The organism is Gordonia sp. LMA484 (genome assembly GCF_058129505.1).
Genome location: NZ_CM176700.1, coordinates 1382061 through 1395006 on the forward strand (window position 1 = coordinate 1382061; position 12946 = coordinate 1395006).

The 12946-nt window shown below is 66.7% G+C and carries 6 protein-coding genes; 2 read left to right on the top strand and 4 right to left on the bottom strand.

The window, feature by feature from the left end; translation table 11 throughout:
- Nucleotides 1-36 precede the first annotated feature (36 nt).
- The 4 genes from otsB to AC4AMJ_RS05880 all read right to left on the bottom strand — a co-directional run bounded on the left by otsB (nt 37) and on the right by AC4AMJ_RS05880 (nt 9462).
- Nucleotides 37-4026 (bottom strand): trehalose-phosphatase, encoded by a 3990-nt coding sequence (otsB, locus tag AC4AMJ_RS05865; protein ID WP_489917507.1) that lies wholly within the window; start codon nt 4024-4026, stop codon nt 37-39.
- Between the two features lie 103 nt (nt 4027-4129).
- A complete protein-coding gene (locus AC4AMJ_RS05870) occupies nt 4130-6481 on the bottom strand; it encodes an arylsulfatase (RefSeq protein WP_489917508.1) in 2352 nt (783 codons plus the stop codon).
- A 28-nt stretch (nt 6482-6509) separates the two neighbouring features.
- Nucleotides 6510-7904, bottom strand: a complete 1395-nt coding sequence (locus tag AC4AMJ_RS05875; protein ID WP_489917509.1) for an MFS transporter — start codon at nt 7902-7904, stop codon at nt 6510-6512.
- 544 nt (nt 7905-8448) lie between these two features.
- Nucleotides 8449-9462: an AraC family transcriptional regulator gene (locus tag AC4AMJ_RS05880; protein ID WP_489917510.1), complete on the bottom strand. Its 1014-nt coding sequence runs from the start codon at nt 9460-9462 to the stop codon at nt 8449-8451.
- Nucleotides 9463-9579: 117 nt separating this feature from the next.
- On the opposite strand from AC4AMJ_RS05880, the gene AC4AMJ_RS05885 reads away from it, so the two are divergent.
- Together AC4AMJ_RS05885 and AC4AMJ_RS05890 are read left to right on the top strand one after the other, a co-directional pair.
- Entirely contained in the window at nt 9580-11919 is a 2340-nt protein-coding gene (locus AC4AMJ_RS05885; RefSeq protein WP_489917511.1) for an arylsulfatase, read from the top strand.
- A 49-nt stretch (nt 11920-11968) separates the two neighbouring features.
- Entirely contained in the window at nt 11969-12928 is a 960-nt protein-coding gene (locus tag AC4AMJ_RS05890; RefSeq protein ID WP_489917512.1) for a formylglycine-generating enzyme family protein, read from the top strand.
- The last annotated feature ends 18 nt before the right edge of the window (nt 12929-12946 follow it).

Genomic DNA, 12946 nt, shown 5'->3' on the forward strand with positions numbered 1-12946 from the left:
GTCCCTTCGGACAGTGACAGCGGCACCGATCCGGTGTCAGTGGAATGTGACGACGCCGCCGGCGCCGAGTTGACGGACCACCGAGCGACATTCGACAGCGATCGGATCGACTCGACGCTTCTCCGAGGCGATTCGGACGCCGTTGCCGCTGACCCGCAGCTGCAGGCGATGGCCGCGATAGAAGATTCGAAACGACAGAGTGCCGAGCGCTTTCGGCCAGTGGGGATTGACGATGAGGCGATTCTCGCGCAATTCCAGACCGGAGAAGCAGCGCTGCAGAAGGTCGATGCTGCCGGCCATGGCGGCCAGATGAATGCCCTCCGAGGTCGTGCCACCCTGGATATCCGCGACATCGGACAAGAGCACGCGTTCGAAGAAGTCGACGGCTCGCGCCCGGTTCGCCCGAGCGAGCACCCACGCATGCACCACCGAGCTCAACGTCGAGCCGTGCGAGGTACGCGCCAGGTAGTAGTCGATGGTGTGGGGGATCATCTCCGGCGGCAACCCATAGCCGAGGTGCTCGAGAATCGTGCGCAGCTCATCGGCAGACAGTAGGTAGAACAACATCAGGACATCGGCCTGCTTGGAGGCCCGGTAACGGTTCACGTCATCGTGCTCGGCCTCCAGTATTCGATCGAGCCGTTGAATGTTGCCGTACTTCGCGCGGTAGGAATCCCAATCCAGTTCTGCCAACGCCTCGTAGCCCTCGAACTGGCTGATCGTGCCGTCGTGAAAGGGTACGAACATGCGACACGCCAGCTCGCGCCAGTGCTCGAGTTCCGGCTCACGGAGGCCGATCTCGTCGAGCAGGTTGACACGATCGCGCTGCGGGATCGCCGCGAGTGCATCGAGCGCGCGCCCGAGCACCCAGACAACCATGACGTTCGTGAAGGCGTTGTTGTCGATTCCGTCGTACGGCGCTTCCGGATATCCGGCGTGGAACTCGTCCGGCCCGATCACCCCGCGGATGACATACCTGTCGTGCGTCTGGTCATAGGTCGCCAGCGACGCCCAGAACCTCGCTGTCTCGACGAGTAGCTCGGTGCCACATTCGATGAGAAAGTCGAGGTCGCCGGTGACCTGGAAGTACTGCCACACGTTGTAGGCGACGGCGAGGCCGATGTGATGCTGACGTGCGCTCGGGTCCGGGTTCCATCGTCCCGAACGTGGATTGAGGTGAAGCTTCTGGCTCTCCTCGCGCCCGTCGCTGCCGGACTGCCACGGGAACATCGCGCCCCGATATCCTGCCTCGCGGGCGAGCTGACGTGCCTCGGGCAGCCTGCGGAAGCGATAGCGGAGCAGGGCCTTGGTGAGTGCGGGCAGACGCGGATTGAGCACCGGCAGGACGAACAACTCGTCCCAGAAGATGTGTCCGCGGTACGCCTCGCCGTTGAGTCCGCGCGCGGGCACACCCGCATCGAGTTCGACGGTGTGGTCGGAGACCACCTGCAGCAGATGCAGCAGGTGCACCCGGATGACACGCTGTGCCTCCGGGTGGCCGTCGAGGTTGATGCAGAACAGATCCCAGAGCTTGACGAAAGCGCGCGCGTGGTCGGCGAGGAGCTCGCGAAAGCTTCCCAGCCGGGCCAGCCATCGCGAGGCCGCCTCGCCGGGTTCGGAGATACCGTGGTCGCGCGAGGTGTACAGCGTCACCACCTTCTCCGCGGTGACGCTGTCGCCGGCGACGACGTCGACAGCGATCCGGTGGCCGACCCGGCGGCCCTCGTCCATGAGTCGGTAGCGGCCCGGCAATCGTTCCCCGCCACGCCAGAGGGTGGTGCGGGCGGCCAGAGCAACCGCGATGCCGGATTGATTGGTGCGCGCGGTCAGCAGCACCGAATCCTCGGACAGGCGTGTGGTCCGGTGCGCCGTGAGGTGGTCGCTCGCCAACTCGCGGTACCGTTCGACCAGACTGTTTCGGACGTCGCCATCGAGCATCGAGCAGAACTCGATCGTGCCGGACCAGTCCTCCGCGGTGATCGTCGTCTCCAGGGCACAGACATGCGGCTGGTCCATCGACACGAACCGGCGCTGCCGCAGCGTCGAGACCCGGCCCGCCGGGTCGCGGAAACGGACGTCGCGGGTCAGGACCGCGCGCCGAAGATCGAGGGACTGCCGGAACGACATCAGTTCCACGTCGTCGATGTCGAACCATGCGCCGTCGTCGATCCGGAACGTCAGCGGCAGCCAATTGGGCAGGTTCACCAGGCTCTCGTTGTCGATGTCGGTGCCGTCGACGTGGTCGATCAGTCGGTTGAACAGCCCGGCCGCGTAGGTGCCGGGGTAGTGCACTTGTCCCGCATCGCATTCCGGTGCACACCCGCGGCTCGCGAGGTAGCCGTTACCGACGGTGCACAGTGCTTCCCGGAGTTTCTCGGCGTGCGGATCGTAGGCGTCATAGGTCAACGACCAGGCACTGGTGGGCTCGCGAGACTGTTCGAGCAGATCGGCGATGCGGCCCAGCAGCTTGGCCAGCGCGCCGGGGGAGTCGACGGCGAACTGTGCGGCGGAGCGGCGGTCCTTGTTCTCCGCGGCACGGACCACCACGCCGATCCCGTCGGTGGAGACCTGGTCGAAGGCGTCCTCGTCGGTGATGTCGTCGCCGAAGTAGATCGGTATGGCGTCGCCGGGGACGTCCATCCGGTCGAGGATCCAGCGCAGTGCGCGACCCTTGTCCCAATCCACGTCGGGGCGCAGTTCGATCACCATCCGCCCCGGCACGATCCGCAGACCATGCGTGCGACCGACCGCCCGTGTTGCCGCCGTGATCTCGCCCACGCGATCGGTGTCGACGTTCCGGTAGTGGACGGCAACACTGAACTTCTTGTGTTCCAGCAGAATTCCCGGTATCCCGTCGAGCTGATCACGTAATTCCATTGCGGCGGAATCGACTTTGTCGGTGGATCCCAGGGCGACCTCGTTGACGTAGTGCTCGCCCGCCGGCCCGACGAGCTCGGCGCCGTGGCTTCCGGCGTACCAGATCCCGTCGAGACCGACCCGTGCGCGCACGTCGGGGACGTCACGGCCGCTGAGGACGGCGACCGGGCACACCGTCGAAAGTCGGGTCAACGTCTCGGACGCACCGTCGACCAGGGCCGCGGCGGCCGGATCGCGAACGATGTCCGACAGCGTGCCGTCGAAGTCGAAGAACATCGCCGGGGTGCGCGTGGCCGCGATGGAATGCAGGTGATCGAGATAGGTCCGGGCATCGGGCATCGTCGAGATCCGGGCACCGCCGAGGCGGACCGTGACCTCGGCGAGGTCGGTGACCACGACGTCCGCGCCGGCACGTACCAACGCATCCGCATCTCCGGTGCGGTCTACGCCGATGACGAGTGCGAACCCGCCGGCGCGGCCGGCGGCGATGCCCACCGCCGCATCCTCGACGACGACACAGCGTCGCGGCGTCGCCCCGAGCCTGCGGGCGGCCTCGAGGAGGGTTGCGGGATGGGGCTTGCCCGGCAGGCCGAGTTCCTCGGCGACCACACCGTCGACCCGTGTGGAGAACAGATCTCCGATACCCGCGGCCTCCAGGACCTGCGCGCAGTGGCGGCTCGACGAGAACACTCCGCAGGCGATCCCGAATGCTTTGAGCCGCCGGATCAGTGCGACCGTGGAGGCGAACGGTGCCACACCGTCGCGATCGAGCATCTCGAGATAACGGACGGTCTTGCGATTGCTCATGCCCCAGACGGAATCGGTGTCCGGTGGATCGTCGGGCGTGCCGCGGCCGACGGTGATGCCGCGGGAAGCGAGGAAGTCGGTCACCCCGTCCTCGACCGGTTTGCCGTCGACGTATCGCCGATAGTCGTCATCGGTGAACGGCGATCGAACGGCGCCGTCGAGGTCAGGGTGTCGCCGGAGGTAGTCATCGAACAGCTCCGCCCACGCGGTCGCGTGTACCGATGCGGTGTCGGTGATCACGCCGTCGAGGTCGAAGATCACCGCATCGTGGAGACGGGCGTCGATCGTGACCACGCGGGTGGCGGATTGCTCGTCGGGAGCCCCCGTCCCGGACATCGTCATAGGACCAGCATCCCCCCTGCGACGTCGTGCGGTGTCCGAATCACGGGTGAACGGGACTTTGGTCTGTCGTTGCCGGGCGACAGACCAAAGTCCGCGGTCCCGCCTACTGTGTCGCCATGTGGATGCGCGAGAACAACTCCGCTGCAGCCAGCTTGGACTCGTCGGTGGCCACCTCGTCGAAGGACTGGCCACCTTCGATGTCGACCATCGCACGGTGCAGCTTTCCGGTGAATCGGAAGGGGGCCTCGTAGGCATTGGAGACCGGAGTGATCAGATCGCAGCCGATGTCGAACGACTCCTGGACGGTGTAGCGCATCGGGACCTGTTGCGCGAAGATGCCCGCACCGATCACCTCGGTGCCCGCGCGTAACGTGACCCGGCCTCCGGTGCCCAGAGTTCCCGGCTCATCGCACTCGATCTGGGCCGACACGATGTAGCGGCCGGCCGGAAGCGGCGCGTCGGAGGACACCCGGTAGCGGTGCTCGGAGAACCAGTTGTGCTCCCAGTGCAGCCTGCCGTCCTGCACGAAGAGCGTGTACCCGGCGGTACGCCCACCACAGGAGATCAGCACGCCTTCCGTCGCCGGATCGAGGATCTCGATCTCGGCGGAGAGGACATGATCGACGTTCTTGATCGGCGGCGACGAGGTCTCCGGAATGCGCACTGTTCCCGCGAAGTACGTGAAGCTCTTCTTGCCGGCGATGTGGCTCGGCCGCAGGCTCACGTCCGCGCGTTCCGAGAACCGATCGTCGAGCGGCAGCACGTTGTACTTCGCGGCCTCCGCCATGAACAGGTCCTGTAGCTCTCGGAGCTTGTCGGGGAACTCCGCGGCCAGGTCGTGGGCCTGAGAGAAGTCCTCGTCGACGTTGTACAACTCCCACGTGTCCGCGGCGAAGTCGGCCGAACCCCGCATCTGCCACGGGATCTTGTGCCGACACCCGGCCACCCAGCCGTCGTGGTAGATGGCGCGGTTGCCGAACATCTCGAAATACTGCGTGCGACGCCGGCCGTCGGCGTCGGCATCTGTCCAGGTGTAGGCCATCGAGGTGCCCTCAACGGGGGTCTGCTCGGCGCCGTTCACCCGCGTCGGGTGCGGGATGCCGACGGCGTCGAGGATGGTCGGCGCGATGTCGACGACGTGGTGGAACTGTGAACGCACCGTGTCGTTCTCGTCGATGTGTCCGGGATAACGCATCACGAGTCCATTGCGGGTGCCCCCGAAGTGCGAGGCCACCTGCTTCATCCACTGGAACGGGGACGAGCCCGCCCAGCACCACGGCACCGGATAGTGGTTCTCGTGGTTCGGGCCGCCGATCTCGTCGATGTGCGCCAGCATCGTGTCCAGGTCGTCGTGGAATCCGTGCTGGGTCTTCATGTTGTTCAGCGTGCCGGTGAGTGTGCCCTCCGCGCTGGGCCCGTTGTCGCCGATGATGTAGATGACGAGAGTGTCGTCGGCGACCCCGAGCGTGTCGAGTGCGTCGATGAGGCGGCCGGCCTGGGCATCGGTGTGCTCGAGGAATCCGGCGAACACCTCCTGCATCCGGGCGTACAGGCGCTTGGCGTCGTCGGGCTGCTCGTCCCAGGCCGGAATCTCATCCGGACGCGGGGTCAACGCGGTGTCCGCGGGAATGATGCCCAGGGCCTTCTGCCGTTCGAACGTCAGCTGCCGCTCGTGATCCCAGCCGTGGTCGAACGCGCCCCGATACCGATCCGACCACTCTTTGTCGACGTGATGGGGCGCGTGAGCGGCACCTGGCGTCCAGAACACGAAGAAGGGCTTGTCGGGAGCCGAGGCCTTCTGATTCGTCATCCACTCGATGGCCTTGTCCGCCATCGCCTCGGTGAAATGCCAGGTCTCGTCGGCGCCGGGAGTGCGCTCGACCGGCGTGGTGTTCTCCCACAACGGCGTATTCCACTGGTCGGCCTCACCGCCGAGGAACCCCCAGTAGTACTCGAAGCCCTTGCCCGTCGGCCATCGGTCGAACGGCCCGGCGGCACTGGTCTCGTGGTCGGGGGTGTTGTGCCACTTGCCGAATGCGGCCGTGCTGTAGCCGTTGAGCTTGAGGATCTCGGCGACCGATGCGGATTCGGGGCCCCATTGCCCGTCGTAGCCGGGGAACGCGGTCGCCAGTTCCATGATGTTGCCGGAGTGCACCGAATGATGGTTGCGGCCCGACAGGAGTGCGGCGCGCGTGGGCGAGCACAGGGCGGTGGTGTGGAATCGGTTGTAGAAGGCGCCTTCGGATGCGAGTTGTTCCAGGCGTGGGGTCTTCGCCGGGCCGCCACACAGGCTGGGCTGACCGAAGCCGACGTCGTCGAGCATGATGACCACGACGTTCGGTGCTCCCGCGGGGGCGGACGGTGAACTCATCACGCCCGCCTCTGAATCGTGGTAGGTCACACCGATCTTCCCGGAGAATGGTTCGGGCGGTAGCAGCAGGTGGTTGCGGCTCATGATGGCTCCTCGTTGGTTCTGTGGTTGGTCAGTGCGTGGTCGCGGTGCCGAGCCGGCCGGCATCGGTGTTGCGGTAGCGCCGGATGAGGGGGAGCAGGAACAGGAGGAAGGCTGCGGGGATGATGGAGAATCCGAGCAGCAGGCCCTCGAGCGCGGTGGCGGACTGCGGGATCGCGTGCGTGGAGGAGACGAAGCCGCTCCCGGCGAGGATGAGGCTGTAGCAGAGCGGACCCAGCGCGTGGGAGCCGTTGTCAGCGGCGGTCCACAGTCCGGTGAAGGCGCCGGCCTGGTCTCGTCCGGTGCGCTTGGTGTCGGCGGCGATGGTGTCGGGCAGCATCGCGAAGAGCGGAACCTGGGTGCCCATGGTCGCGACCCCGATCAGGGCCGCGACGACGACGGTGGGGAGCAGGCCGGCTTTGACGGCGGGGTAGAACGCCGCGGCACTGGCCGCCCACGCGCAGATCATCAGCATGAACATGCGCGGTTTACCGGTGCGACGGGTGTAGCGGCCGATCAGCGGGGCCGAGAGGGCGCTTGCTGCCGTGAGTACGAGGAACACGATGGCGGTCTTCGCCTGGCCACCCAGGTAGTACGTGGCGACGTACGGCAGACCGGTCATCGCCATGGTCTGGAAGATAACCATCAGCGCGTAGGTGGTGACCAGGAGGAAGAACGCCGTGTTGCCCCGTGCGCTTCGGAAGGATTCGCGCAGACCGAGTGCCTGACCACCGTTGCCGGAACCGGAGCCGGAGCCGGTGCCGGAGCCGGTGCCGGATCGGACCCACCGTGTCGAGCGCGCCGGCACGATCATCGCAACCAGGAGGCCGATGCCGACGACGACGGCCATGGTTCGGTAGGAGGCCATGGTGCCGTGACCGACGAGCTTGGGAGCGATGACGCCGCCGATCAGGAATCCGAACGTGAAGAACATCGACCGCCAGGTCATGATCCGGGTCCGCTCGACGGGAGAGTCGGTCATCTCGGCTGCCAGCGCCGTCTGGGGGACCTGGAACAGCAGGTAGCCGGTGGACGCGAGGAGGAAGGCGACCAGCACCCACAGCGCCCCGATGCTGCCGGTGAACGGGGAGGCGAAGGTCAGCACGAAGAAGACGGGGAGCGTCAGCGCGCCGATCCACATCAGTTGTTGGCGCCGATGGGTGCGGACCGCTTCTCGGTCGCTGAGTGCTCCGGCCCATGGGCTCAGCAGGGTGTCCCACAATTTCGGCAGCGCGACGATGAGGCCGGCCAGTCCGGCGGCGACTCCGACGGTGTTGGTCAGGTAGATGATCAACAGCAGGCCCGGAGCGGTCAGAAACGTGTTCGAAGCCAGAAAGCCGGTGGACCAGCCGAACAATCGGGGCCGCGACACGCTGGACGTCTTGGGTCTCGGGGATGTTGTGGCGGGGACTTCGGTGAGGGACATGGCGGAGATCCTTCTGTGTGGTCGGGGCCGAGTGGCTCCCAGTGTGCGACCTGAATCACAGGACAAACTTGACTTGAGATGACACGTATTTGACTTGAGAGGTCACGGTTCGTCGCGTCGCGTCGGTGTACGGCGATGAGGGCCCCGTACAGCACCTCGCCCGCTGATCGAGTAAGTCGCCTCACCGATTCGCGTAAGGGAGTCTCCTTCCGCTGATCGAGTAAGCGAGGAGCGTCAGCGGCGAGAGCATCGAGATCACCTGCATGACAGGGAGATTGGTCTCGATGCGCTCCCTCGCTTGCGCTCGGTCACTTACTCGACCAGCGAAATGGCGATCTCGCTGCTGACGATCACCGGGAGTTCGACCGGCGAGATGGCGATCGGGTTGCTGAGGGTCGGCGGGAGTTCGACCGGCGAGATGGCGATCGGGTTGCTGGGGATCGGCGGGAGTTCGACCGGCGAGATGGCGATCGGGTTGCTGGGGATCGGCGGGAGTTCGACCGGCGAGATGGCGATCGGGTTGCTGACAATCAGCGGGAGCCGATCAGCGGTCGGCGAGCTGGTTGCGATAGGCGCGGGGGCTCGTGCCGAACCACCGACGGCATGCGCGGGTGAGCGCGCTCTGTTCGGAGTAACCGAGTTCGCGGGCGATGAACGTGAAGCTCAGGTCGGTGTCCCGGAGGTAGCGCTCGGCGACGTCTCGTCGGACATCGTCGACGAGGTCGGCGTAGGTGGTGCCCTGTGACTCCAGGCGTCGCTGGAAGGTTCGGGGGTGCATGGCGAACTGCTGCGCGATCATGTCCAGCGTCGCCCCGGTGGGCAGCAGGTGGCGGATGAGTTCGCCGGCACGAACGATCAGGCTCGTCTCACGTGCGGGCAGGACGGTGTCGAGGTAGCGCCGGATCACCTCGTTGGCGGCGCGGTCATGGCTGAGCGGTCGATCGAGATCGCTGGTGCGCAGCACCAACCCGGCACGCGGCTGTTCGAATCGCGGAGCGCAGCCGAAGTAGGCGAGGTAGTCCTTTCGGCCGGTGAGCGCGCGATGGGTCAGGTGGACCTGCAGTGGCCGGTACTCGGGACCGAGCAGGAACCGGAACACCTTCAGCGACACACCCAGGGCGAGCTCTTGGGTCTGGGCGTGCGGAGGGAGATGGTCGAGCAGCGGGCGGATCTCGTAGAAGGCCCGGGCGTCGGTGTCGGTCGGTTCGAGCGTGACCGCGATCGCCGGTCCGTAGGCGCCGACATACTTGACCCCGATGGCGACGGCGTCGGCCACGTTCCGGGCCGTCCGCACCGCGACCCCCAGTGGTCCGAGGATCTCGACGCCTTGTCGGCGGTCCGCGAGTAGCCGTCCGAAGTCGACTCTGCCGGTGGCCTCGGCCGCGCTCTCCATGGCCGTGATGTGACTCCGATACGGGATGAAGACGTCGTGGTTGCCGGCATCCTCGGGGCGCAGCCCGGCCGCGCGCAGCAGCAGGTCGGGATCGGCGCCGAGCTCGGCGACCTGCTCCCGATAACCGGTCAGCACCGATCCACGGATGACGGACACGTCGGCCATCTTCCGGTGGGTTGTCGTGTCAGGTCAAGTAGTCGTCGCCTCAAGGCAAGTATGTTGCCCGTCCAGCCGCGCACGATCGATGTCATTCCGCGTCGACATCCCGCGAAAGGAACCCCGATGGTCCACGCCGACTACCGCACCAGCCTCCCGATTCAACCGCCACGGCCCGCGCCGACCACCGCGGTCGATGTGCGTCACGCCGAGACTCCCGCCCCGATACAACCGTTGCGCCCTCCGGCCGGCGCGCCGAACGTGGTGATGATCCTGCTCGACGACATGGGCTTCGGCGCGTCGTCGGCGTTCGGCGGTCCGTGCCGGATGCCGGTCGCGGAGCGGCTCGCCGCCGACGGCCTGCGCTACACGCGTTTTCACACCACCGCGATGTGCTCCCCGACCAGGGCTTCGTTGCTGACCGGTCGCAACCATCACACCGCCGGGATGGGCGTGATCACCGAGCTCGCCTCGGCATTCCCCGGCTACTCGTCGACGCGACCCGACTCTGTCGCCACGCTGCCGGAGATGTTGCGGCGCAACGGGTATGGCACCAGCTGCTTCGGCAAATACCACCAGACACCCACCTGGGAGATGAGCCGGTCGGGCCCGTTCGACCGGTGGCCGACAGGTGAGGGCTTCGAGAAGTTCTACGGTTTCATGGGCGGCGAGACCGACCAGTACGCACCGACCCTGTTCGAGGGCACCACGCCGGTGCAGACGCCGCAGGGGCAGAGCTACCACCTGAGCGAGGACATTGCCGAGCGTGCGATCGCCGACATTCGTCAACAGCAGACGCTCTCGCCGGACAAGCCGTTCTTCAGCTATCTCTCGTTCGGCGCCGTGCACGCACCGCACCATGTGCCGGCGGCCTACGTCGAGTCCTACCGCGGCGACTTCGACCACGGGTGGGACGCACAGCGTGAGCAGACGCTGGCGAAGCAGAAGGAACTCGGCATCGTGCCCGACGACACCGAACTGAGTGCCCGTCCGGACGAGATCGGGTCGTGGGACGAGCAGCCGGAAGACGCGCGGCGTCTCTACGCGCGGATGATGGAGGCCTACGCCGCCATGGCAACCCACACCGACGAGCAGATCGGCAAGGTCGTCGACGCGCTCGACGAGATCGGTCAGCTCGACAACACGATCATCATCTACATCCTCGGCGACAACGGCGCGAGCGGCGAGGGCGGACCGCACGGCTGCCTCAACGAGTTCGCCACCTACAACCTCGAGCCGGCCACCGTGACCGAGATGCTCGAGCGGATCGACGAGATCGGCGGGCCGAGCCTGTTCAACCACTACCCGGTGGGATGGGCGCATGCGATGAACACCCCATACCAGTGGACCAAGCAGATCGCCTCCCACTGGGGTGGCACCCGCAACGGGATGATCGTGCACTGGCCCGCCGGCATCGAGTCCGCCGGGGAGAACCGGCATCAGTTCACCCACGTGAACGACGTGGCGGCGACCGTACTCGAGGTCGCCGGTCTGCCCGAGCCGACGATGGTCAACGGCGTGGCCCAGAAACCGCTCGAGGGCGTCTCCATGGTGTACTCGTTCGACGACGCCGACGCCCCCGAGCAGCACACCACGCAGTACTTCGAGCTGTTCGGCAATCGCGGGATCTACCACGACGGCTGGTCGGCGTGCACCATCCACGGCATCCCGTGGGTGTTCGACGGCGAGACCCCCAGCTTCGCCGACGACGACTGGGAGCTCTATGCCCCCGATGACCACAGCCAGGCCCACAACCTGGCAGCGGCAGAACCCGAGCGGCTGGAGCAGCTCAAGGACCTGTTCCTCATCGAGGGCGCAAAGTACAACGTGTTCCCGCTCGATGACCGCAAGGTCGCGCGGCTGCACGCACCCTCGGTGGGCCGGCCGCAGTTGATGGACGGGCGGACCACGCTGACGCTGTTCCCCGGGATGTCGCACATGAACGAGAACGTCGTCCCCGACACCAAGAACTGCTCGTGGCGGGTCAGTGTCGAGGTCGAGGTCGGTGCGGCCGATGCGGGCGCCCTGGTCACCCAAGGGAGTCGGTTCGGCGGCTGGGCGCTCTATCTCTGCGAGGGGGTCCCTGCGTTCCACTACAGCTGGATCGATGTCGAGCACTACGAGATCGTCGCCGACGATCCGCTGATCCCGGGAGCGCACACCGTGGAGTACGACTTCAGCTACGACGGTGGTGGTGTCGGCAAGGGCGGCATCGGGCGGCTCTTCGTCGACGGGGTCTGCGTCGGCGAGACGGTGCTCGCGCACACCGTGCCGTTCCTGTACCACACCACCGACGGACTCGACGTGGGCGCGGACAACGGGTCACCGGTGTCGGATGACTACGGCACCCCGGGCGGTCGTTTCACCGGCACCATCCGCCGCGTGGTGCTCGAGACCGACACTGACAAGGGTGACGAGCCCGGGGCCGCCGAGGCCCGGCTGCGCGCCCAGCTCGCCACCCAGTGAATTACAGTGCGATCTCGCGGTCTCGGACAGTAACCCGGAGGACACACGGATGGATTCTCACATCGAACAGTCGGGTTGCTGCACTCCGGCGCGACCTTCCGGCGCAGCCGCGGTCGGTACGGGGTCGTCCGGACCGGTAGCCGGGCCCGGGGACGTGGACACCGAATGGGTCCGCATCCCCGCCGGCGAGTTCCTCATGGGCACCGAGGACCCGGTGGGGTTCCCGGGTGACGGGGAGGGGCCGGTACGTCCGGTGTATGTCGATGCGTTCCGGATCGCCCCGTATGCCGTCACCAACAACGACTACGCCGCCTTCGTCGACGAGACCGGATATGTCACCGACGCAGAGCGATACGGCTGGTCCTACGTGTTCGCCGGCTTTCTGCCGTCGAGCCTGAGGCGGGGCGCACCGCGACCGGACCAGACGCCGTGGTGGTGTGGCGTCGACGGCGCGTATTGGGCGGCACCGGAAGGGCCCGGGAGCACCGTCGAGGACCGTGGGCGTCATCCTGTCGTCCACGTCTCCTGGGATGACGCGCAGGCCTACTGCTCGTGGGCCGGCGCGAGGCTGCCCACGGAGGCCGAGTGGGAATGCGCGGCGCGCGGCGGTCTCCGCCACAAGCGATACGCGTGGGGCGACGAACTGCAGCCCGACGGCGAACACCGGTGCAACATCTGGCAGGGCAGCTTCCCGACGAAGAACACCGCCGACGACGGGTTCCGAGGTACCTGTCCGGTGGATGCTTTCCCGCCCAACGGGTTCGGTCTGTACAACGTCGCCGGTAACGTCTGGGAGTGGTGCGCGGACCGGTGGGGCATCACCCATGCAGCAGAGCGTTGTGTCAACCCGGGCGGACCCACCGACGGACCGGCGCGGGTCATCCGCGGCGGTTCATACCTCTGCCACGACTCCTACTGCAATCGCTACCGGGTGGCCGCGCGAACCGCGAACACGGCCGACAGTTCGACGGGCAACACCGGCTTCCGGTGTGCGCGGGATGCACACTGACTCGGGTTCGCCGCCACC

Coding starts and splice junctions, on each gene's coding strand:
- AC4AMJ_RS05875 (WP_489917509.1), bottom strand. CDS start 7,904: ATGTCCCTCACCGAAGTCCCCGCCACAACATCCCCGAGACCCAAGACG.
- AC4AMJ_RS05880 (WP_489917510.1), bottom strand. CDS start 9,462: ATGGCCGACGTGTCCGTCATCCGTGGATCGGTGCTGACCGGTTATCGG.
- AC4AMJ_RS05870 (WP_489917508.1), bottom strand. CDS start 6,481: ATGAGCCGCAACCACCTGCTGCTACCGCCCGAACCATTCTCCGGGAAG.
- AC4AMJ_RS05890 (WP_489917512.1), top strand. CDS start 11,969: ATGGATTCTCACATCGAACAGTCGGGTTGCTGCACTCCGGCGCGACCT.
- AC4AMJ_RS05885 (WP_489917511.1), top strand. CDS start 9,580: ATGGTCCACGCCGACTACCGCACCAGCCTCCCGATTCAACCGCCACGG.
- otsB (WP_489917507.1), bottom strand. CDS start 4,026: ATGACGATGTCCGGGACGGGGGCTCCCGACGAGCAATCCGCCACCCGC.